Origin of the sequence: Gordonia sp. NPDC062954 (assembly GCF_044543825.1) — a bacterium.
In the GTDB taxonomy this organism is placed as follows: domain Bacteria; phylum Actinomycetota; class Actinomycetes; order Mycobacteriales; family Mycobacteriaceae; genus Gordonia; species Gordonia tangerina.
Genome location: NZ_JBITWL010000003.1, coordinates 201,343 through 226,019, shown reverse-complemented (window position 1 = coordinate 226,019; position 24,677 = coordinate 201,343). Strand labels below are relative to the sequence as shown.

The following is a 24,677-nucleotide window of genomic DNA, read 5'->3' as shown; positions in this document are numbered from 1 at the left end:
GTCTCACCTGTCGACCAGCGCGTCCCGGGCCACCACGTCGGAAATGACGTCCGCCAATACGCGGTAGGCGTCTGCGCGAGAACTCGACTCACGAAACACGAGCCCGATCCGTCGGCCGGGCCGTGGCCGCGCAAACATGGCGGTCGCCAGGCCACCGCCGCCGGTCTCGACCGCCACCGCGGTCTGCGGTATCAACGTCACACCGAGCCCGCCTTCGACACACTGGACCGCCGTGGCCAGCGATGCCGCGCGCGTCTGCCCGACCTCGGGCCGCACGCCGGCCAACCGGCAGACCTCCAACGCCTGATCGCGCAGACAGTGCCCTTCGTCGAGCAACAACAACGGTAGATCGGCGAGTTGGTCCGGATTCACGCGTTTGCGCGCGGCAAGCGGGTGATCACGGGGCAGGGCGAGGACAAAATCTTCGCGGTACATCGGGATCTCGCCGAGGCCGGATTCATTGGTGGGCAACGCCATGACGGCGACGTCGAGTGATCCCTCTCTCAGCTGACCCACCAACCTGGTGGTCTGGTCCTCCACCACCTGCACGCCGAGCTCGGGTAGCCGATCGGCCAGTTCGCGCAGCACAGCGGGCAGAATGTACGGCGCCACAGTCGGAATGAGTCCGAGCCGCACCGTCGACGCCAGCGGGTCACCGTTACCCGACGCCGCCGAGACCAGTTCGTCGACCGCATCGATCACCGCGAGCGCCTTGGGTAGCAGACGCTGGCCTTCGGGCGTCAAGAAGACACGCCGGGTGGTGCGTTCGACGAGTTGTAGCCCGAGCCCCGCCTCGAGGCCACCGAGACCCTGCGACAAGGTTGGCTGGCTGACACCAAGATTCGCAGCGGCAGAACCGAAATGGCGATCCTTGGCGATCGCGGCGAATGCGCGCAACGCAGCGATCGAGGGCTGATAACTCTTATTGGTCATACCTATCAATATAGTGCGTATCATCACGTTTCACTTTCGCCGAGAATTCGGCACGATAGTGCATGTCTGACGAAAACCTTCGCGCAAGACAACAGAATCACCGCCACGTAGAGGAGCGACTCAACCCATGCCACTGTTGACCATCGGCGACCAGTTCCCGGCCTACAACCTCACCGCGGTCATCGGCGGCGACCTCTCGAAGGTGAACGCCCAGCAGCCCGACGACTACTTCACCACCGTCACCAGCGAGGACCACCCGGGCAAGTGGCGCATCGTCTTCTTCTGGCCCAAGGACTTCACCTTCGTGTGCCCGACCGAGATCGCTGCGTTCGGCAAACTCGAGGACGAGTTCGCCGACCGCGACGCACAGGTGCTCGGCGCCTCGGTGGACAACGAGTTCGTGCACTTCCAGTGGCGCGCGCAGCACGAGGATCTCAAAACCCTCCCGTTCCCCATGCTCAGTGACCTGAAGCGTGAACTCGCCTCCGCAGCAGGCGTTCTCAATGCAGACGGCGTCGCCGACCGCGCCACCTTCATCGTCGACCCAAACAACGAGATCCAGTTCGTCTCGGTGACGGCCGGATCCGTCGGACGCAACGTCGACGAGGTGCTGCGCGTTCTCGACGCGCTGCAGTCCGACGAACTGTGCGCATGCAATTGGAAGAAGGGCGATCCGACGCTCGACGCCGGCGAACTGCTGACCGCAAGCGTCTGAGAGGACAGCACATGAGCATCGACAATCTCAAGGAAGCACTTCCGGAGTACGCCAAGGACCTCAAGCTGAACCTCGGTTCGCTCGCCCGGTCCACCGAGCTCACCGAGCAGCAGCTGTGGGGCACCTTCCTCGCCACCGCCGCGGCTGCGCGAAACCCGCAGGTGCTCAACGAGATCGCGAGCGAGGCCGCCGACATTCTTTCGGCGGAGGCGTACAACGCGGCGCTCGGCGCCGCATCGATCATGGGCATGAACAACGTCGCCTACCGGGCCAAGAGTTTCCTCGACGACGATTACGCCGGAGTCCGGATGGGCCTGCGGATGAACATCATCGGCAACCCAGGCGTCGAGAAGGCAGATTTCGAGCTGTGGAGCCTGGCGGTCTCAACCATCAACGGCTGTCACGACTGCACCAGCGCCCACGCCGACGTGGTACGCAAGGCCGGGCTGACCAAGGAGCAGGTCTGGGAGGCCGTGAAGGTCGCCGCAACCATCGAGGGCGTGGCGCAGGCCCTTACGACCACACAGGTCCTGACCGGGGTCTGACTCCCCTCGCCATCGCAGCAGGCCCGGTCGCCCTCGCGGGTGGCCGGGCCTGCTGTTCGTCTGTGCCGTACTGGTCTGTGCCGTACTGGTCTGTGCCGTACTGGTTTGTGCCGTGCTCGTCGGCGCGCTGTTTCGCTGATGCGCGTGGCAGCTCAGGACAACGCCGCGCGCATCCGCTCGGCCAGTTCACCGACCTCGTCGGTGGTCATGACGAAGGCCGGGGAGATCTGCAAGGCGCCCTGACCCGCGGCCCGCCCGCTCACACCGTGCTCGCGCAACCGGCCCACCATCGGCAGCGCCTGCGCCGGATCGGCGAGCTGCACCGCGGTGACCGCACCCAACCCGGTCCGCACTTCGGCGACGGCGTCCAACTGCGCCAACGGGCTCAACAGCGCGGCCAGATCCGCCTCCAGCCGCGCAGCCTCCGCCAGCAAACCTTCGCGTTCGATGATGTCGAGGTTGGCCATCGCTGCCGCCGCGGCACCGGCGTGCCCGCCGTAGGTGTAGCCGTGCCGCCACCAGGTACCGCCGGCGTAGAAGGGCTCGGCAACATGCGGTGCGATGAACACCGCCCCCATTGGGACGTACCCCGACGTCAACCCCTTCGCGGTGGTCATCATGTCCGGCGCCAGATCGAATCGCGACGAGGCGAACCATGACTGCCCACCGATGCGGCCGAAACCGGTGACCACCTCGTCGGCGACGAACAACACATCGTGATCGCGGCAGATCTGGCGTACCTCGGCGAGATATCCCTCCGGCGGCAGATAGATCCCGCCGGCACCGATGATCGGCTCACAGAAGAACGCCGCGACCCGCTCCGCCCCGACTCGCTCGATCAGACCGAGCAGGCTCTTGGCGTTGTCCCACTCCACGGTCTCCGCATCCGCCATCAGCTCCCCGTAGCCCTCGCGGTTCACCCCGATTCCGGCGAGCGCGGTTCCGGCGACGTGCATTCCGTGGTAGGCCTTGGTGCGGCCGACGACGATGTTCTTCTCCGGCTTGCCCACCTCGTGCCAGTACCGCCGGGCCAGTTTGGCCGCGGTGTCCACCGAATCGCTGCCACCGGAGGTGAAGAAGATCTTGCTACCGGCTACCGGAGCGATCCCGGCCAACCGTTCGGCGAGCTCGGCGGTCACGTCCGCGGTGAGGTCACCGAAGCCGGAGTAATGCGCGAGCCGGCCCAGCTGGTCGGCCACGGCGTCAGCGACCTCGGTGCGCCCATGGCCGATGTTGGTGAACCACAGACCGGCGGTCGCGTCGAGGTACTCGCGTCCCTGTCCGTCCCAGATCCGGGTACCGCTTCCGCGGGTCACCACGAACGGTCCGTTCGCGGTGACCGATCCCATGTCGGCGAATCCATGCCAAAGTGAGCCTGCCATGGCTCAATCATGCCGGTCGTCGGCATCGCCGGAGGACGCAGGTCGTCCGGCGCCGATGATGCGGACGTGCGCGCCCCCACTCGTGGCCACCCCATATCCTGTATGCATCATGTCCGCACCGACTTCCGCAGACCGCCGCGCGCTGCTCGACACGCTCGATGAACTGACCATCGTCGATGCACACCGGCTGCGCCGCCGGATCGACAAGCTCGGGCGCCATCCCGGGGCCACGGCTTGGCAGCGGCTCGCCGCGGACGTGGCTTCGGCACAATCACGTGTGGACCGACGGCGCGCATCGCTCCCGCTACTCGAGTTCCCGCCCGAACTGCCCATATCCGAGGCGCGCTCCGCCATCGCCGGCGCCATCGCCGAGCATCAGGTGGTGGTCGTGGCGGGCGAGACCGGTTCGGGTAAGACGACGCAGCTTCCCAAGATCTGTCTGGAACTCGGCCGTGGAGTGCGCGGCGCGATCGGGCACACCCAACCTCGCCGGATCGCGGCGAGTTCGGTAGCGCGTCGCATCGCCGACGAAACCGCGTCGCAGATCGGCGACGCGATCGGCTACTCCGTGCGCTTCACCGACCGTGCCGGCGCCGACACCATGGTCAAGGTCATGACCGACGGCATCCTGCTCCGCGAGATCGCCGGCGACCCGTTGCTGCGCAGCTACGACACGCTGATCATCGACGAGGCCCACGAACGCAGTCTGAACATCGATTTCATCCTCGGCTACCTCCGCCGGCTACTGCCCCGACGCCGTGACCTCAAGGTGATCATCACCTCTGCCACGATCGAGCCGGATCGGTTCGCCCGGCATTTCGCGGACGCCGTCGACGGCGCAGAGGTGCCGATTCTCGAGGTGTCCGGTCGGACCTACCCCGTGGAGGTCCGCTATCGGCCGTTCGGTGACGCACGCGACCCGGACAGTGACCATCGCGACCTCGATCAGGCACAGGCGATCGACGCCGCGGTCGGCGAGTTGTGGGCCGGTCGGCGCAGCGGCGACATCCTGGTGTTCCTGCCGACCGAACGTGACATCCGCGAGACGGCCGATGCACTGCGGCATCGTGCCTCGGCCGGGGCCGAGATCGTGCCCCTGTTCGCCCGTCTGTCCATCGCCGATCAGCAACGGGTGTTCGTGCCGTCGTCGGGACACCGCATCGTGCTTGCCACCAATGTCGCCGAGACCTCGTTGACCGTCCCGGGCATCCGCTACGTGATCGACCCCGGCACCGCGCGAATCTCCCGCTACTCCACCCGGTCCAAGGTGAACCGACTTCCGGTGGAAGCGATCTCACAGGCCAGTGCCCGCCAGCGTGCGGGACGGTGCGGCCGCGTGGCGCCGGGCGTGTGCATCCGGCTCTACGCGGAGGAGGATTTCGACGCCCGCGCCGCGTTCACCGATCCGGAGATCCTGCGCACAAACCTCGCCGCGGTCATCCTGCAGATGGCCTCCTTGCGCATCGGCGACGTCTCGCAGTTCCCGTTCGTCCAACCCCCGGACGCTCGCGCAATCCGCGACGGCATGGCCGTGCTCACCGAGCTCGGCGCAATACACGAGACGCAACGCGACGACCACGAACCCGTGCTCACCCAGGTCGGCCGCCAGATGGCCCGCATCCCGGTGGATCCACGACTGGCCCGCATGCTCATCGCGGCGCGTGACGGCGGGTGCCTCGACCATGTTCTGGTCATCGCCGCGGCGCTGTCGATTCCTGATGTGCGCGAGCGCCCTGCCGACCAGCGCGAGGCAGCCGACGCCGCTCACCGGCGGTTCGCCGTGCCGGGCTCGGAGTTCCTGGCCCACCTCGAGCTCTGGTCGTATCTGACCGAGCGCCGCAAAGAGCTGTCCGGGAATCAGTTCCGGAGACTCTGCGAACGCGAGTTCCTTCACTTTCTGCGGATCCGGGAATGGCAGGAACTGCATCGACAGCTGACCCGGGTGGTGACCGACCTCGACTGGTCTGTTCCGGCAACCGAACGCGATGCCGATGCCATCCACCGCGCCATCTTGGCCGGCCTGCTGGGCAACATAGCCGTGCGGCAGGGTGATTCACGCGAATACCTGGGCGCACGCAACACCACCATGGCGATCTTCCCGGGTTCGGCGCTGGCCCGGAAGCCGCCCGCGTTCCTGATGGCCGCCGAGCTCGTGGAGACCTCCCGGCTGTTCGCGCACACGGTGGCGGCGATCGATCCGCTGTGGGTCGAGCAACTCGCCGGAGATCTGGTTCGCCGCAGCTACAGCGAGCCGCACTGGTCGGCGAAACGTGGCGCCGCGTTGGCCTACGAGCGGGTGACGCTCTATGGCGTCCCGCTGGTGGCACGACGCCGGGTGCAGTTCGGGCCCATTGATCCACCGACCGCACGAGAGATGTTCATCCGTCACGCCCTCGTCGAGGGTGACTGGCGCACCGAGCACACGTTCTTCCACAACAACCGTGCTCTGCTCGAGGCCGCGGCCGATGTGGAACACCGTGCACGGCGTCGCGATGTGGTGATCAGCGAACAGCAACTGTTCGACTTCTACGACGCGCGTATCGGTGACGAGGTCGTCTCGGCCCGACATTTTGACAGCTGGTGGAAGAAGGCCCGGCGCGCGCAGCCAGACCTGCTCGATCTCCGCCCGGAGGATGTGGCCACCGACGTCGCTGTCGCCGACACCGACTTCCCCGGCGCCTGGCAGCAGGGCGAAACCCGCCTCGAGCTGCGGTACCGGTTCGAACCGGGTGCGCCCGATGACGGTGTCACCGTGGTGATCCCGCGGCCGCTGCTCGACCATGTGCGGCCGGCAGGCTTCGACTGGTCGGTTCCGGGCCTGCGCAGCGAGCTCGCGACCGAACTCGTCCGGTCACTCCCCAAGTCGCTACGCAAGTCGATGGCGCCGGCGCAGCGTTTCGCCGATCTCGCGTTGTCCCGATTGACACCGCGCGCCGAGCCCCTCGTCGCCGGCCTCGCCCGCGAACTGTCGACGATCACGACCATGACGGTGTCTCCCGACGACTTCGCACCCGAGCGGATTCCACCCCACCTCACGATGAATTTTGCCGTGGTCGACCGTGACGGCACCGTGCTCACGACCGGGAAGTCGCTGCACCGGCTGAAGCAGGAGTTCGACGGGTCGCACGAGGCCGCCCGGCCCGTCGAGGTCGTCACGGACTGGACCGCCACCGGCATCGGCGAGCTACCGCCCACGGTGACGACAACTGTTGCCGGACAGCAGATAACCCATTATGTGGGACTCGACGCTGTTCGTGACGCAGCCGGCCGGACGGTTGGGGTGACCCGAGTCGAGCCGAGCACCGAGGCCGAACGCGACCGCCGTCACAGCGCAGCGGTGGTGGCACTCCTCGACCTGACCATCCCACCGCTGACCCGCAAGATCACCGCGACCCTTGATGCCGCCGGTCGGTTGGCGATGAGTCAGAGCCCCTACCGCGATGTCGAACATCTCGTGGGCGACTGCACCCGACGCGCCATCCGCGACCTCGCGGCAGACCGGAACCTTCGTGCCGTGCGATCGGCGACCGAATTCCGGCGACTCCGCGACGATCTGCGCCCCCGGGTGGCGCAACAGGCTCCCGATTACTTCACCCTGAGCGTTGACGTGCTCCGCCGCGTGGCCCCACTGCGCGCGCAGATGGACCGGCTCAGCGGCTCGGTGGCCGCCGATGACGTCGCCGAGCAGTTGGACAATCTGGTCTTCGACGGATTCGTCGTCGCGACCCCGCACGACCGCCTTGTCCATGTGCCGCGCTACCTCGAGGCCGCGACCGTTCGCCTCACGGAGTTGCCCGCAGCTGCCGGCCGCGACAGTACCGCCCTGGCATCCATCGATCGTGTTGTGACGCATTGGAATCAGCGTGCAACGCACCTCGCTGCGGCGCGCCGGGATGCGTTCGACGAACACGCGCACTGGCTTGTCGAGGAACTGCGGGTGGGACTGTTCGCGCAGCGGTTGGGCACCGCACGGCCGATCTCGGAGAAGCGGGCGATCCGCGCCCTCGATCAGTTCAGCTGAGACCGTCGGTGACGCTGACCCGCTCATCAACCACCCCGGAATCGGCCTCGGAGCGGTGGGTGAGATTGCCCTGCAGGTCGTCGATCTCTCGCTGAAAGTCCTCCAGCGAGTCGAATGACCGGTAGACCGAGGCGAAGCGCAGATAGGCCACCTCGTCGAGATCACGCAGCGGACCGAGGATCGCCAACCCCACCTCATTGCTGGGAATCTCGGCCGATCCCGATGCGCGGACCGCATCCTCGACCTGCTGGGCCAACTTGGCGAGCGCGTCCTCGGCGACGTCTCGGCCCTGGCAGGCCCGACGAACCCCGCGCATCACCTTCTCCCGACTGAACGGCTCGGTGACCCCGTTGCGTTTGGCGACCGACAGCACGGCACTCTCGACGGTGGAGAATCGGCGACCGCACTCCGCACACGAACGGCGCCGTCGGATCGCCTGCCCCTCGTCGGCGACACGCGAGTCGATGACCTTGGTGTCTTCGTTCTTGCAAAACGGGCAGCGCATGTCGTCCTCACGCACGTCTCTGGACACACCGGCGTACCGGTCACCCGTCACGCCGTGCCGGTTCCCGGCCGGACCCTGTGCCATCGAGGATACCGTCAGGCCCTCAGCTGTATGCGGGTGCGATCAAAGCCTGCCCCACCCGCAGGCCGGAGCCGGCGAGTTTGTTGCGTTCGACGATCTGCTCGATGACGGCCTGGCGTGGCACATCCGGCGCGATGCGATCGGCGATGGAGCTCAACGAATCACCCTGCCGCACGTGGACCACCTCGGTCCCGGTAGGGCTCGGTTGCACCGACGCGGCATAGTTGGAGCCGACGATGGCGACCGCCCACACCAGCACCGCGAGCGCCCCACCGAGCACCACGGCTGCGACCGTCGCGCGTCGACGCACGAACCTACGGTCGACTCCCGGCGACGCACAACTCGTCCCCGACACCCGTGCCGCGGGGGCACCGGACCCGCCCGGTCGACGCCTCGTGGGCCCAGTGGAGTCATATCGCCCCCGCCGCCGCGGTCGGGAGACATGCCCGGCCGGGACTCTGTCGCGCGTCGGGACGTCTGCAGGGCGCCCGGATGCCGGGTGCATCGGGGACGCAGCCGGTGCGTACTGCGTCTGCCGATGAAGGGTCGCTGTGCTCATCGTGTCCTCCTGGGAACGAGTCGGATCGAACCTCGGGCGCCTCTCGAACGCACGTCGCTCATGTGTTCGAGAGAACGCATGTTCGATTTGTAGCACGTGGGTCCGACAATGTCTCGACACACGTCGAACACATGTTTGAACATGTCAAAATGTTCGGCTACTGTCGGCGACATGGTGACGTGCGTGGATGGGCCCTGAACAGCAGCTCCGAACCAGCCGAGCAGTCTCCCCGAACAGACCAGCAGTTTTTCGATCCAGACCGGCAACCCGTAATCGGCCACTGCCGGTTTCGGCGACAGGAAGGACTCGACCGATGAGCGACAAAGCCGGCGGGCGGCGCGGCGCGTCCCGCGGGATCAGCAGCAAGCCGAAACCCGAGGCGCAGGCGCCGACCGGAGCCGATACGGAGGCATCGGATAGCGCGGTCGCCGATCCGGAAGTCGTCGAGGCTAGCCTGACCCCTCGTCAGCGAGGCGTCCTCGAGTACATCCGCGCCTCGGTCCGCGAGCGCGGATATCCGCCGAGCATCCGGGAGATCGGCGATGCCGTCGGCCTCACCTCGACGTCGTCGGTGGCCCACCAGCTGCGGACCCTGGAACGCAAAGGTCTACTCAAGCGCGACCACAACCGCCCACGCGCGGTCAACATCCAAGACGGCGACCAGCACATCCCACCGGGCGGTACGGCCGCATCGGGCGATGGCGCGCAGTTGCCCACCCCGACGTTCGTACCGGTCCTCGGCCGGATCGCCGCGGGTGGACCCATTCTCGCCGAGGAAGCCGTCGAGGACGTGTTCCCGCTGCCCCGCGAACTCGTCGGTGAGGGCTCACTGTTCCTGCTCCGCGTGGTCGGCGAGTCGATGATCGACGCGGCGATATGCGACGGCGACTGGGTGGTCGTACGCCAGCAGAGTGTCGCCGACAACGGCGACATCGTGGCAGCGATGATCGACGGCGAGGCCACGGTCAAGACCTTCAAGCGCAAGGACGGCCACGTCTGGCTGATGCCGCACAACGATCTGTTCGACCCGATCTCGGGCGATGACGCCGCCATTCTCGGCAAGGTCGTCACCGTGATGCGCCGGGTCTGAACCCGAGCGGGCCGGCCGCTCAGCCGACCACTGCGCCGGCCAGCACCGCAGTCGCAGCAGCACGCGCCGCGGCGGGTTCGGCCGTCGCCAGGGCAGCCTCGGCGGCCGCACGACATTGCTCGACGGTCACCTCCGCAAGCCTGGCGCCGACCGCGGCCGAGGCCGCGGGCGCAGTCGACAGGGACGTGACCCCGAGTCCGACCAGCACACACGCGAGCAACGGATCGGCTGCCGCCTCGCCGCAGACCCCGACGGGTTTGTCGGCGGCCTGACCGGCACGCGCCACGCCGGCGATAAGGGTGAGCACCGCGGGCTGCCAGGGATCGGTGAGAGCGGCGAGCTCCGCCGACATCCGGTCGGCGGCCATCGTGTACTGGGTCAGGTCGTTGGTTCCGATCGACACGAAGTCGACCTCCGCCAGGATCGATTCGGCGAGGATCGCTGCCGCCGGCACCTCGATCATCACACCGGCGATCAGTCCGCGTCGGCGTACCTCCCCGGCGAACTCCGCGGCCTCGGTCGCCGAGGCGATCATCGGCGCCATCACCCACGGCGTCGGTTGATGTCCGTCGGCGGCTGCCGCGATCGCGTCGAGCTGGGCCGCCCGGATGCCCGGATGAGCATCGACGATCCGGTTGCCACGCACGCCGAGTGCCGGATTGGTCTCCTCGATCTGCGTGACGAACTTCAGCGGCTTGTCGGAGCCCGCATCGAGGGTCCGGATCACCACCTTGCGCCCCTCGAAGGCGTCGAGCACCTCGCGATAGAGCCGCGTCTGCTCCTCCACCGAGGGCTCGTCCGCGCGGTCGAGAAACGCCAACTCCGTACGGAACAGGCCGACACCCTCTACCGGGTGGGAGGTCGCCGACCGGGCCGACGTGCCATCGGCGACATTGGCGAGGACCGCGATCGGTCGCCCGTCGGCGGTCACTCCCGGTCCGGCCCAGGCCGCCACCAATTCCGCCATCCGCCGGCTCTCGGCCACGCGCGCGGCGGCGTCGTCGGGATCCGGCTCGACCTCCAGGGTGCCCGCGGTACCGTCGACCAGCACCGTCGTCCCGGCGGCCACCTCACCGAGGCCGGATACCGCCACCACACACGGAATCCCGAGTTGTCGCGCGATGATCGCGGTGTGACTGGTCGGGCCGCCCAGCCGTGTGACCAGCGCGGTGACCTTTGTCGGGTCCAGTCCCGCCGTGTCGGCCGGAGCAAGATCGTCGGCCAACAGCACAGACGGTTCGGCGGGTTCCGGAACCCCGGGTTCGGGGACTCCCAGTAGTTCGGCGACCACGCGGTCCCGGACATCGTTGAGATCCGTGACGCGCTCGGCCATGAGGCCGCCGAGCTTGGTGAACATCTCCGCGAACTGGTCGGTCGCGGCGACCGCTGCCGCCGGCGCTGGCGTCCCTGTCGTGATGAGTTTCGAGGCCGCGCCGGTCCACCCGCGGTCCTCGGCGAGACCCGCCGTCGCCGACAACACCTCCGCCGCGGCACCCGAGGCGTGTGATGCCCGCTCCCGCAGCCTCCCCGCGACCGCGGCCGCCGCGTCGGTGAACCGCTTGATCTCCACGTCGCGTTCGTCCTCGAGGACTGGGGCGGCGACGGCCGGGTCATACACCGGACGCTCACCCGGCCAGATCGCGGGCCCGTAGGCGTGTCCGCCGACGACCGGCGTTCCGTTCAGTACGTGTGTGTGCTCCACCGAGATCCTCACTTGTCCGACGGGCTGGGCCACGGTGTGCCGCCACGATCCACTGGTCACCGTTGTGATCCAAGTTACAAGAAAACCTTGACTTGTCAACATAAACAGGCGTAAACACAGATATACCCACATCCAAAGCCAATCAAATCAACAGACGAGGACATCGTGTACGCGGAAGAACGTCAGCAGGCGATCGCCAACCAGGTACGGGTCAACGGCCGCGCCTCGGTCACCGCTTTGGCCTCGTTGTTCGACGTGACGAGCGAGACCGTCCGCCGCGATCTCGCTGTGCTGGAACGCAACGGACACCTCCAGCGCGTCCATGGTGGCGCCGTACGTCCCGGCGCGACGCCGGTCGTCGGCGAACAGGGCATCGACGAACGCCTGATGTCGCACACCGACCAGAAGCTCGCGATCGGTGCGGCCGCGTCGCGCTTCCTCCCACCCGACGGCGGGTCGGTGTTCATCGACGCCGGCACCACCACCTACCAGGCCGCCCTCGCACTCCCCCGTGACCGCCGACTGACGTTGATGACCCACAGCATTCCCATCGCCGGCGCCCTGGCCGCACAGGGCGCCGAGACCCTGCATGTGCTCGGCGGCCGAGTCCGCGGACTCACCCAGGCGATGGTCGGCGCCGACACCGTCGCCGCACTCGAACGGCTGCGCATCACCACGGCCTTCGTCGGCACCAACGGCATCAGCATCGCCCACGGTCTGTCCACCCCGGATCCGGACGAGGCAGCGATCAAGTCGGCGATCGTCCGTTCCGCCCACCGCGTCGTCGTTCTGGCGGACTCGTCGAAGGCGGGCCATGAAGATCTCACGTCCTTCGCCGCGCTCGCCGACATCGACGTACTGATCACCGACACCGGTATCGACCCCGACTTCGCGGGGGCACTCGCCGACCACGGCATCGAGACGGTGATCGCGTGATCACCGACCACACCACGGAGAGGGAATCCATGACAGACCCCCACCCGGCTTCGGCCGCCGGCCGGGTCGACCCCGGCCGTTCGCCGGCGATCGTGACCGTGACAGCAAATCCGAGTCTGGACCGGACGCTGGAACTGACCGCGCCGTTGAGCCATGGCGCGGTCCAGCGTGCGAGCAACGTCCGCACCGAACCGGGCGGCAAGGGCGTCAACGTCGCCCGGGTGGCATCCGCTGCGGGTATCGGAACGCGGGCACTGCTCCCGGCGCGCGCCGGTGACCCGCTGCTCGCGGCGCTCGACTCGGTCGCGTTGCCCTACCTGACACTCGCGATCGACGGTGAGGTCCGGTCCAACGTCACCATCGTCGACCCCGACGGCACCACCACGAAGGTCAACGCACCCGGTTTCGTGCTCGACGACGCGTCGGCCGCCGAACTGACCGAGCTGGTCCTCGCCAATGCCAACGATGCCCGCTGGGTGGCGTTGTGCGGCTCGCTGCCGCCGGGGCTGCCGCACAACTGGTACCGCACGGTCGTCGACGCACTTGCCGATACGGGTTGCCGGGTGGCGGTGGACACCTCCGGCGCTCCGCTCGCCGCGGCGGTCACCGGGCCGGTCGATCTCCTCAAGCCCAATGAGGAAGAGCTCGCCGAGGCCACCGGTGTCGACCCGGCGGAGTTGTCGACGGCATCTGCGCGTGGCGACCACGCTCCCCTGATCGCCGCCGCCACCGTGCTGGCGCACCGCACCGGGGCGGCGATCCTCGCCACTCTCGGCGCCGCCGGCGCCCTGTTGGTCACCTCGACAGGCGCATGGTTCGCGACCCCACCGCCCATCGTGCCGCGCAGCACCGTCGGCGCCGGCGACGCTGCCCTCACCGGTTATCTCATCGCCGAATGCAGTGGTGCCGAAGAACCCGAACGGCTCCGGATGGCCGTGGCGTACGGCTCTGCGGCCACCGCTCTGGCCGGCACTCAACCGCCCTATCCCGATCAGATCGATCCGGACAACGTCTCCGTCACCGACCTCACCGGGGCCGCCAGTGCAGGTTGACGATCCCCTTGCGTTGACACCGAAGCAAATCCACCTTCCGACAAGCACCCGCACGAAGGAAAACCCATGTCAGAACAGATCATCACCCCACAGACGGTGAGCCTCGACGTGGACGCCGGCGACGACCCGGCGGCCGTGATCGGTTACCTCGCCGATCGGCTGGCCTCGGCCGGCCGCACCACCGACGCCACCGTGCTGGCCCGCGGCGCGCTCGATCGCGAGGCCAAGTCCGCCACCGGACTGCCCGGCGGAATCGCGATCCCGCACGCGCGCGCCGCGTCGGTCACCGCAGCCTCCCTCGCGATGGCGCGCCTGTCGCGAAAGGTCGACTTCGGCGCCCCGGACGGTCCCGCCGACCTGGTGTTCCTCATCGCCGCACCCGAAGGCGGCGCCTCCGAGCACATGAAGCTGCTCAGCTCGCTGGCCCGGTCGCTGGTGCGTCCGGAGTTCGTCGACTCGCTGCGGGCGGCCGACAGCGACGAGCGCGTCGTACAACTCGTCGACGAGGCCATCAACCCGCAGCCCACCCAGACGCCGGCGGCGACATCCACGGTGGCGACCCCCGAGACAACGCCCACGGCACCAGACGCCGGCGACGCCGACCGACGGCCGTCTGTCGTGGCGATCACCGCCTGCCCCACCGGTATCGCCCACACCTACATGGCCGCCGACGCACTCAAGTACGCGGCCGAACGCGCCGACGTCGACTTCCACGTGGAAACCCAGGGTTCCTCGGCGACCACCTCGTTCGATCCCCAGGTCATCGCCGATGCCGACGCCGTGATCTTCGCCACCGATGTCGGGGTGAAGGGCAAGGATCGTTTCCGCGGCAAACCCGTGGTCGCCTCGGGCGTCAAACGCGCGATCAACGAACCCGACGCGATGATCGCCGAAGCGGTTGCCGCGTCGAAGAATCCGTCGGCGACCGTGGTCAGCGGCGCCGCCGACGACGACGGCGCCGAAACGGAGGCATCCGGGACTGCGGGCGTCGGTCTCGGCGGCCAGGTCCGACAGGCGCTGATGACGGGTGTGAGCTACATGATCCCGTTCGTCGCGGCCGGCGGCTTGCTCATCGCATTGGGCTTCCTGCCCTTCCTCGGCGGTTACGAGATCGCCAACAGCACCCTCGATGAAGCCGGCTCACTGTCCGACGGCGCTTTCATCGCACTGAACAACAGTCTCTGGGACCTCCCGGCCGGCGGAGTCGGCCAGTACATCGGCGCCGTACTCTTCGCAGTCGGCTCGCTGGCCATGGGCATGCTGGTCCCGGTGTTGGCCGGCTACATCTCGTTCGCCATCGCCGACCGACCGGGCATCGCGCCGGGATTCGTGGCCGGCCTGGTCTCGGTCGCCGTGGGCGCGAGCTTCATCGGCGGACTGGTCGGCGGCCTCATCGCCGGTGTCGTGTGCTTGTGGATCGCCCGGATCCCGTTGCCGCAGTGGGCACGCGGACTGCAACCGGTGGTCATCATCCCACTGCTGGGCAGCATGGTGATCGGCGTGCTGCTCTACATGCTCCTCGGCAAGCCGCTGGCCTGGGTGACCGACCAGATGACCGACGCACTCAACAGCATGTCGGGAGGCTCCGCAGTGGTGTTGGGCGTGGTCCTCGGCCTGATGATGTGCTTCGACCTCGGTGGACCCGTCAACAAGGCGGCCTATCTGTTCGCCACCACCGGCCTGGCCATCGGCGGACCCGCACAGCTGCAGATCATGGCGGCGGTGATGTGTGCCGGCATGGTGCCGCCGCTGGCCATGGCACTGGCCACGGTGCTGCGTCCGCAGCTGTTCACCGAGCCCGAGCGTGAGAACGGCAAGGCCGCATGGCTGCTCGGCGCCTCGTTCATCTCCGAGGGAGCCATCCCGTTCGCCGCCACCGACCCGTTCCGGGTGATCCCCTCGATGATGGCCGGCGGAGCGCTCGCGGGCGGCCTGGTGATGGCATTCGGTGTCGAACTGCGCGCACCGCACGGCGGTATCTTCGTGTTCTTCGCCATGAACAACTGGATTCTGTTCCTCGTCGCCCTGGCCGCCGGAACCGTCCTGAGCGCGTTCGCCGTCATCACAGCCAAGCAGTGGCATGCCAACCGGCAACACGCCGGACGCTTCGAAGACGTCCAAACCGTCCCCGCTTGAGCGCTGTTCGGGCAGACTCAGTCGACATCGACCGCAACATTCCCGACCGCGACGATCCCGACTGCAACGCACCCGGCTCGAGATTTGAACCCACAAGCAAAGGAGTATCACCAATGCCCAGCACCACAGTCACCGTCGGCTCGGCCGTCGGCCTGCACGCCCGTCCCGCGACGATCATCGCCGAGGCGGTGGCCGACACCGGCGCCACCGTCACTCTGTCACTCGAGGGCGGTGACCCGGTGGATGCCGGTTCGGCGCTGATGATCATGACCCTGGGGGCGGAGAAGGGTACCGAGGTGGTGGTGACCGCCGACGATCAGAGCACCCTCGACGCGATCGCCGCACTTGTCGCCAAGGATCTCGACGCAGACTGACCGCAACGTCGACCACGGCCCCGTCGCATGACCTGCGGCGGGGCCGTCTGCTGTCCGGTCAGGCCCGCAATGGCTCCAGGATGCCCGCGAACGCGGCCGGGACCCGGACCCGCATGGTGGTGCCGTCGGCGGTGTGCTCGCTGGTCAGCACCTCACCCTCCTCGTGGATACGCGAGATGAGGTCGCCACGGGTGTAGGGCACGTCGATGGTCAGTTCCACGTCGGACCGACCGATGAACTCGCGCACCTGCTCGAACAGTTCCGGCAAACCTTCGCCGGTGCGCGCGGACACGAACACCGCGTCGCCGAGCGCGCCCCGCAACTCCGCCATCCGGGTGGCATCGATTGCGTCGATCTTGTTGACCACCAACAGTTCGGGCGGCGCGGTGGCACCCTCCTCGGCGACGACCTCGTTGATGACGCGGCGCACCGCGGAGATCTGCTCGACCGGGAACGGGTCGGCACCGTCGACGACGTGGAGCAGCAGATCAGCGTCCACCACTTCTTCCAGAGTCGACCGGAACGCCTCGACCAGCTGTGTGGGCAGATGTCGGACGAACCCGACGGTGTCGGTGAACACCACTGCTCGACCATCATCGAGTGTGGCGCGGCGGGTGGTCGGATCCAGGGTGGCGAACAGCGCATCCTGCACCAGGACACCCGAGCCGGTCATCGCATTGACCAGGCTGGACTTACCCGCGTTGGTGTAGCCGGCCACGGTGAGCCGCGGAATCTCGTTGCGCTCGCGGGCCGCACGCATCACCGTGCGGGACTTCTTCATCGCGCGGATCTCGCGGCGCAACTTGGCCATCCGTTCGCGAATCCGCCTGCGGTCGGTCTCGATCTTCGTCTCACCCGGTCCACGCAGACCGACACCACCGTTGCTGCCGGCACGACCGCCGGCCTGCCGCGACATCGACTCACCCCAACCACGCAGTCGCGGGAGCATGTATTCCATCTGTGCCAGCGACACCTGGGCCTTGCCTTCCCGCGAAGTCGCGTGCTGCGCGAAAATGTCGAGGATCAGCGCGGTACGGTCGATGACTTTGACCTTGACCACCTTCTCCAGGGCGGTCAGCTGTGCCGGGGTGAGTTCACCATCGCAGATCACCGTGTCCGCACCCGTCTCCAAGACGGCCGCGCGCAGTTCGTCGGCCTTTCCCGAACCGATGTAGGTGGCCGAGTCGGGCCGCGAACGTCGCTGGATCAACGCGTCGAGTACCTGCGAGCCCGCGGTCTCGGCCAGCGCGGCGAGTTCGGTCATGCTGGCCCGGGCCTGGGCGGCGGTGCCCTCGGTCCAGACGCCTACCAAGACCACCCGCTCGAGGCGCAGTTGGCGGTACTCGACCTCGGTGACGTCGGTGAGTTCGGTGGAAAGACCGGCGACACGCTGCAGAGACGCGCGTTCCTCGAGCTGGAGCTCACCGGTGGTCGGTCGGGACAACCCCGCCAAGATGTCGCGCCCGGTGGTGCCGTCATCGGATGCGTCGGGCAGGTCGGCCAGATCGGAGTCGGCCAGATCTCGGTTGGCCGGATGAGGTGGTGGTGTGATTGCTGATTCTGTCATGGGTGACATCCATGATGTCACGCTCGACGTGCGGGACGCATCCCGTTTTCCGCGCGGTGGCCGGACGTGGTGCCGCGGTCAGCTCGCGGGCCGATCCCATCCCGGCCGCAGGTGGCCTTCGGCGACCAGCATCGACGGGCCACGGAGATGGGAACCGTCCGCCCGGATACCCACCTCGACCCGACCTCCCGGCACGGTGATGCACAGCGTGCCCGCCGACTCACCCTGGTGTGCCAGCACTGCGGCACCGGCAGCCACCAGACCGGTCCCGCAGCTCCGAGTCTCCCCGACACCGCGTTCGAACACCCGCATCGACGCCGGTAGCCGGCCCTGGCCGTCGGGGGTGCCGGGGGCGGTCACGATCTCGACGTTCGCGCCGTGCGCGAACGCATCCGGCTCGAGGACCACCCCGTCGGAGAAATCGATGGCCGCCAGGTCGGTCGCGGTCAGATCCGGTACCACGCAGGCCAGGTGCGGGTTGCCGACGTCGATCATCACACCGAAATAGACGTCGTCGCCGATTCGCACCAGCGAGTCGCCGTCGCGGCGGACCGTCCCCATCTCGACGGTGACGTCGGCGTGGACGGCGTCGTGGGCATGGACGACAACCGGTCGAGCGCCGGCGCGTGATCCGACCGTGAAGCGGTCCGCGGCGACCAGACCGGAGGCGCGCAGGTGATGGGCGAAGACCCGCACCCCGTTTCCGCACATCTCGGCGATGGAGCCGTCGGCGTTGCGATAGTCCATGAACCAGTCATCGGGCGCGACCCCATCCGGGAGGGCGTCGAGCACTCCGCGTTCCACCAGTGCGGCCGACCGCACCACCCGCAGCAGACCGTCCGCGCCGATTCCACGCCGCCGGTCACACAATGCCGCGACGTGGGCTTGGGTCAGGTCGAGGTGTGCCGCCGGATCGGTCAGGATGACGAAATCGTTCTGGGTCCCGTGGCCCTTCACGAAATGCAGGGCGGGCGTCTGGTCACCCGTGGTTGTGGCCGTCACCCCACCAGCGTACGAGGCGAAGCCTAAGCCTCCACAATCCGCAGGGCTTGCGCCGCCACATCGTCGTGGGCGGCGTCGAGCCAGGTGATGCGGTGGTCGCGTCGAAACCATGACCGTTGCCTGCGGACGTACCGGCGCGTGCCGATGAAGGTCAACTCCTCGGCGGTGTCCATGTCGTACTCGCCGTCCAACGCGGCGAGGACCTGCGCATAGCCGATGGCTCGGGACGCCGTGCGCCCCGAGCGCAGACCGGCCAGACACAACTGCGCCACCTCGTCGACGAGGCCGAGCGCGAACATCTGCCGGGTGCGCACCCGGATGCGTGCGTCGAGATCGGCGGTGTCCCGGTCGAGGGCCAGGATGCGCGTGTGCCAGCGTGGCTCCCCGATCTTCGGCGCCGACGCCGCGAACGGCGCGCCGGTCAGTTCGACCACCTCCAGGGCCCGCACGATACGCCGACCGTCGGTGGCGAGAATGGATGCGGCCGCGTCCGGATCCACCTCGGCCAGACGCCGGTGCAGCGCCGCGACACCGATCTCATCGAGCAGCGCCTCGTACCGGCCACGTACCTGCGGATCGGTCGCGGGGAACCGCCAGTCGTCGAGCAGGCCCTGGATGTACATCATCGATCCGCCGACGAGGACCGGCACCCGTCCCGCGGCCCGCACGCGGTCGACGTCGGCTCCGGCGCCACGTTGGTGACGCGCGACGGTGGCGGTCTCGGTCACATCGAGCACGTCGATCTGATGATGAGGGATGCCGCGGCGGTCGGCGACGGGCACCTTCGCGGTACCGATGTCCATCCCGCGGTATTGCTGCATCGCATCGAGGTTGACGATCTCGCCGCCGACGTGTTCGGCGATGTCGAGGGCGAGATCGGATTTGCCGCTCGCCGTCGGACCCACGATCGCGATCGGAACGGGCCCGCTGGAACCGGTCATCGCGGCGTCCACGTGACCACCGTGTAGCCGACCCCGAACGGCGCATCGCGATAGGCGAGCCGCGAGGCGAACTGCCGACCCGAACACAGTGCGGCGGCGACCTGCCACGCCGGACGGCCCGCGACACCCGCGTGAGCACATGCCGTCGGGTCCAACGCCGCGAGCGTGTCGGTGTCGGCAGCCGCCAGGGCTTGGTCGATGCGTCGCTGCATGTCCACCGCACCGGGTCGCAGGCCGCCACCAGGTGCTCGCGCCGACAGTGCGGTAGCGCCGTCGGCCACCACCAGCACCCCCACCCGACCGGGATCGGCGTCTATCCGCCTCCGTAGTTCGGCGCCCACCCGCGCACAGTCGGCCGGCAGGGCATCGCGCGCCACCGTGACCGGTTCGACGGCCTCGATGCCGGACTCGGCACGTAACCACCCCGCGATCAGCATCGACAGCGGCAGATCCGACGGCGACAGATCGAGCGTGTCCTTGCGTGCGGTACCGGACTGAACCGCGACAGCGGCCGGACGGCGCAGTGTCACCGCCATGGGCACCCCGAACCGTCCGAAGTCGCCGTCCACCCCGATCTCGGCCGCCGAATCATCGTCGCGCGCGCCGATCGCCACGAACTCTGTGGCCGCGGCGGCCAGTTCCCGACCGGCCGTGCGGGTCGCTTCCCGTACCGCCTCGGTGTCGGTGGCGCCCGGCCCCGCGACCTGTGGCACCAGCAGCGGAGCACTCGGGACGAAGACCACGGACGCCAGCACGTTCACGACGCTAGTCGACCCGTTGGGCCACCAGCGCACCGCGTCCGGCCGCAATGTCACCGCAGCGCCCACACGGCACACCCTGACCTGGTTCAATGGGGGCAGCCTGTGGCGTCGGTACGTCGGTGCAGGCCTCGACGTGACGGCAGCCGTGGCGCGCGGCATCAACCTGCGGGAGAGGGCACCTGCACATGACGAATCCGACAGATCCCACTCCAGCCGATCCGGGGGGCGCCGATCCGGGGCGTGTCGAGCCCGCGGCATCCCGACCCGCCGAGCCGACCGCGCCGACCCCGGGCCCGCCCAAGCCGCATCCGATGCCCAAGCCGGGCCCCAAGCCCGGACCTCGCCCCGGGCCGCGCCCACGCGCCGCCGATGTGCACCCGGTGCCCACGCCTGTACCGTGCGGCGACCCGCACGAGTTCGGCCGAATCGACGCCGACGGTGTGGTGTGGCTGAAGACCACCGACGGAGAGCGTCAGATCGGTTCCTGGCAAGCAGGTTCCATCGAGGATGGACTGGCGCATTTCTCCCGCAAGTTCGATGACCTCGCCACCGAGGTGGAGATCCTCGAGGAACGTCTGGCGGCACGGTCGGGTGATCCACGCAAGGCGCAGACCGCCGCGCGCCATCTGCTCGATGCGCTACCGACCGCCGCAGTGATCGGTGATGTCGCCGCCCTCGAGCAGCGGCTGACGGTGATCGTGGGCAGCGCCGACGAGGTGGCCGACTCGATCAAGGCCGAGCGAGAGCAGGCCCGCGCCACGGCCATCGCCCGCAAGGAGGCGTTGGCCGCCGAGGCCGAGGACATCGGCGCCGAATCCACCCAGTGGAAGGTGGCCGGGGATCGGTTGCGGGCCATCCTCGATGAATGGAAGTCCATCAAGGGTGTCGACCGCAAGACCGACGATGCGTTGTGGAAGCGCTACGCGAAGGCGCGTGACGCGTTCAATCGGCGGCGGGGCGCCCATTTCGCCGAGCTCGACCGTGAACGAGCGGGCGCGAAGGCCCGCAAGGAAGAGCTGATCACGCGCGCCGAGGAACTGTCCACATCCACCGATTGGGGCGCCACCTCGGCACGCTTCCGTGAACTGCTCACCGAGTGGAAGGCCGCCGGACGCGCACCGCGCGACGCCGACGACGCTTTGTGGCAGCGGTTCAAAGCCGCCCAGGACGTGTTCTTCTCGGCCCGCAACGCCGCCACGTCGGAGCGCGACAACGAATTCGCGGCAAACGGGGCCGCGAAGCTGGCACTGTTGGAGCACGCCGAGAAGTCCATCGACCCGGCCGCCGACCTCGATGCCGCGCGACGCGAATTTCGCGCCTTCCGCGACCAGTGGGACGAGATCGGCAAGGTTCCGCGCGATCAGATGGGTTCACTCGAGGGACGCGCACGCGCCCTCGAGAAGCGCATCCGCGACGCGGAGGATGCACAATGGCAGCGAACCGATCCGGAGGCACAGGCGCGCGCCGCACAATTCGCCGACCGCGCCGCGCAACTCGAGGATCAGGCCCGCAAGGCCGATGACCGTGGCAAGGCCAAGGACGCCGTGAAGCTTCGGGAACAGGCTGCGCAGTGGCGAGAGTGGGCAGACGCCGCAGCCAGCGCCATCGCCGACCGCTGAGGGACGCACGCCGGGCGGTCGGCGCTCAGTTCGTCGACCCACCCGACGTCGTTTCGTCCGTCGTCGAGCCACCTGCCGTCGACACGGTCAGGGCACGCAGGATCGTCACGGCGGATTCCGGGAGCGGTCGGGACCGGCGAGTGGAGTCGTCGAAGGCGACGATGACGGTCGTGGCAGTCGCGACGCACGTATCAGCCTGGAATATGCCCTGTTCGAGCACGATGGAACTGCGACCGAGTGAGGCCACGCGGGTACCGACAACGATGTCACCCGGCCAGGTCATCTCGGCACGAAAGTCCAGCTCGAGCCGAGCGATCACGAATGAGGTGCCGGGCCCGGCCAGCGGTGCCTGCGGGTCGTAGAGCACCGCCACCCGCCCGGATTCGAGGAACGTCGCGAACACGGCGTTGTTGACATGACCTTGGCGATCGGTGTCGGCGTACCGAACCTTTTCGGTGACGTGCGCGCGATAATCCGCGACGCTCGGAAGTCTGCCGGATGTGTGCTCGCCCACGTCAGGCGTCGCGGTCCGGCTTGAGCTGCAAGGATCGCGCCACCGCGTCGCGCGTGGCCGCCTCTTTGCGCCGTTGTTCCTCGAGCGCCAGATGGTAGGTGCTACGGGCCCAGACGACACGCGCCCAGTGGAAGGTCAGCACCAGAACGGCGAGCCAGCCGATGATCAGTCCGATGCCCACCCCGGACGGTGGCTCGATGCCCCCGACGCCGGGAGTGTTGCGTGACCACCACGCCAGCATGCCGGCCACGCAGGCGACGGCGTTGCCGCACAGCGCTATCCACGCCAGCAGCCACCGTCGGGTCAGCAGGGCGAATGCCGACACACCGATGCCGAAGATCGTCAACAGGTAGACGAACACCTCCGAGGTGATGGTGACGCGTTCGGCGTCGGCGTCTGGGGCGAAGGTGAGCACCTCGATCCCACTGGCGGTACCGGTGTGCGGCAACACCATCGACAGCATCGCTACCAGCACACCTACCGCGACGACCACCGCACGCAGACCGGGATCGATCTCCCCGGCGACCTTACGTTCAGCTCGACGCAGATCGCTTTCGTAGGCGGCGAGGCCGCCGGCGGCGTCCTGACCGTGGTCGACCTCTTGGTCCTTGTCGGCAGTCATCAGCCGCATCCTCCTGAACATCCCACGCCGACCGATTCTGCGGGCGCCGCTCCGATACCGGGCATCCCCAGCCCCACCCCGACCGGTGCCGTCGTCGGCATCCGGCTGGCAGCATGGGCGTCCCCGGCCCGGGTCCGCCGATGACTGTCCACCCCGGCGTCGGCGATCAGATGGTGCGGAGCAGCGCCGGTGACCCGGGTGGTCACCACGTCGCCCGGACGGATCGTCTCGTCGTCGCCGTGAGGTGCCGGCGCGAAGTGCACCAGTCGACCGTCGCGAGCGCGCCCGGTGCGACGTCCGGTGTGGGCCGACTTGCGGCCCTCGTCGGCCACCACCAACAGCTCCACCTCGGTACCGAGCAACTTCTGATTCTCCGTGAGGCAGATCTGTTCCTGTAGATCGATGAGTCGGCGATACCGCTCCCCCACGACCTCCGGCGGAACCTGGTCGGGCATCGTCGCGGCCGGGGTACCGGGCCGCGGTGAGTACTGGAAGGTGAATGCGCTCGAGAACCGTGCGGCGGCAACCACATCCAGTGTCTGCTGGAAGTCCTCTTCGGTCTCACCGGGGAATCCGACGATGATGTCGGTGGTGATGGCCGCATGGGGCATCGCTGCTCGCACCTTCTCCAGGATGCCGAGGAACTTACGTTGCCGATAGCTGCGGCGCATCGACTTCAGAACACGGTCGGAACCCGATTGCAGCGGCATGTGCAGCTGTGGGCAGACGTTGGGTGTCTCGGCCATGGCATCGATGACGTCATCGGTGAACTCGGCCGGATGCGGCGAGGTGAACCTGACACGCTCGAGACCATCGATCTCACCGCAGGCCCGCAGCAGTTCGGCGAAGGCACCGCGGTTACGCGGTTGGTCCGGATCGGCGAACGACATGCCGTAGGCGTTCACGTTCTGACCCAGCAGGGTCACCTCCAGCACACCCTGCTCGACCAGCGCCGACACCTCGGCGAGCACGTCACCGGGGCGACGGTCGACCTCTTTGCCACGCAGCGACGGCACGATGCAGAAGGTGCAGGTGTTGTTGCATCCCACCGACACCGAGACCCACCCGGAGTACGCCGAGTCCCGCTTGGCGGGCAGCGTGGACGGGAAGCGTTCCAGCGACTCCAGGATCTCGACCTGCGCCGACTCGTTGTGACGGGCTCGTTCGAGTAGCGCGGGCAGCGAACCGATGTTGTGGGTGCCGAACACCACGTCCACCCAGGGCGCCTTGCGCAGCACCGAGTCCTTGTCCTTCTGCGCCAGGCAGCCACCGACGGCGATCTGCATTCCCGGCCGCTCGGACTTCACCGGCGCGAGGTGCGAGAGATTGCCATAGAGTTTGTTGTCGGCATTTTCGCGGATCGCGCACGTGTTGAACACCACGAGATCGGGGTCGTCACCGTCGTCGGCCTTGACATACCCGGCGTCTTCGAGCAGTCCGGCGATGCGTTCGGAATCGTGCACGTTCATCTGGCAGCCGTAGGTCCGCACCTGATAGCTGCGGCCACTGCCCGCGGACACGTCGTCGGCCGGGGCCGCCCGGACACCCTTCCGAGCGGCAACATGCCGATCGGACAACTCGATACTCACGGCTTCCAGGGTACGGGCGTGGGCAAATCGG

The 24,677-nt window shown here is 68.1% G+C and carries 21 protein-coding genes; 9 read left to right on the top strand and 12 right to left on the bottom strand.

Annotated features, from left to right (window positions below; translation table 11 throughout):
* Window positions 1-3 precede the first annotated feature (3 nt).
* Window positions 4-933, bottom strand: coding sequence for a hydrogen peroxide-inducible genes activator (locus tag ACIGKQ_RS05170; RefSeq protein WP_266062596.1), 930 nt, complete (start codon window positions 931-933; stop codon window positions 4-6).
* Window positions 934-1,060: 127 nt separating this feature from the next.
* Between ACIGKQ_RS05170 and ACIGKQ_RS05165 the strand changes: the two genes are divergently transcribed.
* Both ACIGKQ_RS05165 and ACIGKQ_RS05160 read left to right on the top strand, forming a co-directional pair.
* A complete protein-coding gene (locus ACIGKQ_RS05165; protein ID WP_235722165.1) occupies window positions 1,061-1,648 on the top strand; it encodes a peroxiredoxin in 588 nt (195 codons plus the stop codon).
* 11 nt (window positions 1,649-1,659) lie between these two features.
* Window positions 1,660-2,193, top strand: a complete 534-nt coding sequence (locus ACIGKQ_RS05160) for a carboxymuconolactone decarboxylase family protein (RefSeq protein ID WP_266062595.1) — start codon at window positions 1,660-1,662, stop codon at window positions 2,191-2,193.
* 152 nt (window positions 2,194-2,345) lie between these two features.
* Here ACIGKQ_RS05160 and ACIGKQ_RS05155 read toward each other — a convergent pair whose 3' ends face one another.
* Window positions 2,346-3,575: an aspartate aminotransferase family protein gene (locus ACIGKQ_RS05155; RefSeq protein ID WP_235722167.1), complete on the bottom strand. Its 1,230-nt coding sequence runs from the start codon at window positions 3,573-3,575 to the stop codon at window positions 2,346-2,348.
* Between the two features lie 109 nt (window positions 3,576-3,684).
* Between ACIGKQ_RS05155 and hrpA the strand changes: the two genes are divergently transcribed.
* On the top strand, window positions 3,685-7,596 hold the full coding sequence (gene hrpA / locus ACIGKQ_RS05150; RefSeq protein WP_396572586.1) for an ATP-dependent RNA helicase HrpA: 3,912 nt from the start codon (window positions 3,685-3,687) through the stop codon (window positions 7,594-7,596).
* On the opposite strand, the gene nrdR is transcribed toward hrpA, so the two are convergent.
* Both nrdR and ACIGKQ_RS05140 read right to left on the bottom strand, forming a co-directional pair.
* The gene (gene nrdR, locus ACIGKQ_RS05145; protein ID WP_266062629.1) at window positions 7,589-8,101 is read right to left on the bottom strand and encodes a transcriptional regulator NrdR; all 513 of its coding nucleotides are present in this window, start codon (window positions 8,099-8,101) and stop codon (window positions 7,589-7,591) included. The two genes, hrpA and nrdR, sit on opposite strands and share 8 nt — an antisense overlap.
* A 103-nt stretch (window positions 8,102-8,204) precedes the next feature.
* Entirely contained in the window at window positions 8,205-8,492 is a 288-nt protein-coding gene (locus tag ACIGKQ_RS05140) for a LysM peptidoglycan-binding domain-containing protein (RefSeq protein WP_396572584.1), read from the bottom strand.
* 562 nt (window positions 8,493-9,054) lie between these two features.
* On the opposite strand from ACIGKQ_RS05140, the gene lexA reads away from it, so the two are divergent.
* Entirely contained in the window at window positions 9,055-9,831 is a 777-nt protein-coding gene (gene lexA / locus ACIGKQ_RS05135) for a transcriptional repressor LexA (RefSeq protein ID WP_235722170.1), read from the top strand.
* Window positions 9,832-9,850: 19 nt separating this feature from the next.
* Here lexA and ACIGKQ_RS05130 read toward each other — a convergent pair whose 3' ends face one another.
* The gene (locus ACIGKQ_RS05130; protein ID WP_266062592.1) at window positions 9,851-11,533 is read right to left on the bottom strand and encodes a phosphoenolpyruvate--protein phosphotransferase; all 1,683 of its coding nucleotides are present in this window, start codon (window positions 11,531-11,533) and stop codon (window positions 9,851-9,853) included.
* A 165-nt stretch (window positions 11,534-11,698) separates the two neighbouring features.
* Between ACIGKQ_RS05130 and ACIGKQ_RS05125 the strand changes: the two genes are divergently transcribed.
* The 4 genes from ACIGKQ_RS05125 (at window position 11,699) to ACIGKQ_RS05110 (ending at window position 16,031) form a co-directional block, all read left to right on the top strand.
* Complete coding sequence (locus tag ACIGKQ_RS05125; RefSeq protein ID WP_235722172.1) at window positions 11,699-12,469, top strand: DeoR/GlpR family DNA-binding transcription regulator; 771 nt, start codon at window positions 11,699-11,701, stop codon at window positions 12,467-12,469.
* Between the two features lie 29 nt (window positions 12,470-12,498).
* Window positions 12,499-13,521 (top strand): 1-phosphofructokinase family hexose kinase, encoded by a 1,023-nt coding sequence (locus tag ACIGKQ_RS05120; RefSeq protein WP_396572581.1) that lies wholly within the window; start codon window positions 12,499-12,501, stop codon window positions 13,519-13,521.
* Window positions 13,522-13,587: 66 nt separating this feature from the next.
* Window positions 13,588-15,657, top strand: a complete 2,070-nt coding sequence (locus ACIGKQ_RS05115) for a fructose-specific PTS transporter subunit EIIC (protein WP_235722174.1) — start codon at window positions 13,588-13,590, stop codon at window positions 15,655-15,657.
* 113 nt (window positions 15,658-15,770) lie between these two features.
* Window positions 15,771-16,031, top strand: coding sequence for an HPr family phosphocarrier protein (locus tag ACIGKQ_RS05110; RefSeq protein WP_235722175.1), 261 nt, complete (start codon window positions 15,771-15,773; stop codon window positions 16,029-16,031).
* A gap of 58 nt (window positions 16,032-16,089) precedes the next feature.
* Here the strand turns inward: ACIGKQ_RS05110 and hflX are convergent, their stop codons facing one another.
* From hflX to ACIGKQ_RS05090, 4 genes are all read right to left on the bottom strand, one after another.
* Window positions 16,090-17,598 (bottom strand): GTPase HflX, encoded by a 1,509-nt coding sequence (gene hflX / locus ACIGKQ_RS05105; RefSeq protein ID WP_235722176.1) that lies wholly within the window; start codon window positions 17,596-17,598, stop codon window positions 16,090-16,092.
* 78 nt (window positions 17,599-17,676) lie between these two features.
* Window positions 17,677-18,600, bottom strand: a complete 924-nt coding sequence (gene dapF / locus ACIGKQ_RS05100; protein ID WP_396572578.1) for a diaminopimelate epimerase — start codon at window positions 18,598-18,600, stop codon at window positions 17,677-17,679.
* 23 nt (window positions 18,601-18,623) lie between these two features.
* Window positions 18,624-19,541 carry a tRNA (adenosine(37)-N6)-dimethylallyltransferase MiaA gene (gene miaA / locus ACIGKQ_RS05095; protein WP_396572577.1) on the bottom strand — a complete coding sequence of 306 codons (918 nt, stop codon included), beginning with the start codon at window positions 19,539-19,541 and terminating at the stop codon, window positions 18,624-18,626.
* Window positions 19,538-20,296 (bottom strand): hypothetical protein, encoded by a 759-nt coding sequence (locus ACIGKQ_RS05090; RefSeq protein ID WP_235722179.1) that lies wholly within the window; start codon window positions 20,294-20,296, stop codon window positions 19,538-19,540. The genes miaA and ACIGKQ_RS05090 overlap by 4 nt, the downstream gene beginning before the upstream one ends.
* Window positions 20,297-20,487: 191 nt before the next feature.
* Between ACIGKQ_RS05090 and ACIGKQ_RS05085 the strand changes: the two genes are divergently transcribed.
* Window positions 20,488-21,921: a DUF349 domain-containing protein gene (locus ACIGKQ_RS05085; RefSeq protein WP_372512442.1), complete on the top strand. Its 1,434-nt coding sequence runs from the start codon at window positions 20,488-20,490 to the stop codon at window positions 21,919-21,921.
* A gap of 25 nt (window positions 21,922-21,946) precedes the next feature.
* Here the strand turns inward: ACIGKQ_RS05085 and ACIGKQ_RS05080 are convergent, their stop codons facing one another.
* The 3 genes from ACIGKQ_RS05080 to miaB are packed head-to-tail and all read right to left on the bottom strand — an operon-like array spanning window position 21,947 to window position 24,646.
* Window positions 21,947-22,435 (bottom strand): thioesterase family protein, encoded by a 489-nt coding sequence (locus ACIGKQ_RS05080; RefSeq protein WP_287016031.1) that lies wholly within the window; start codon window positions 22,433-22,435, stop codon window positions 21,947-21,949.
* A 1-nt stretch (window position 22,436) separates the two neighbouring features.
* Window positions 22,437-23,057, bottom strand: coding sequence for a hypothetical protein (locus ACIGKQ_RS05075; RefSeq protein WP_266062584.1), 621 nt, complete (start codon window positions 23,055-23,057; stop codon window positions 22,437-22,439).
* Window positions 23,057-24,646, bottom strand: a complete 1,590-nt coding sequence (miaB, locus tag ACIGKQ_RS05070) for a tRNA (N6-isopentenyl adenosine(37)-C2)-methylthiotransferase MiaB (protein WP_396572574.1) — start codon at window positions 24,644-24,646, stop codon at window positions 23,057-23,059. Before miaB ends, ACIGKQ_RS05075 begins: the two co-directional genes overlap by 1 nt.
* Window positions 24,647-24,677 lie beyond the last annotated feature (31 nt).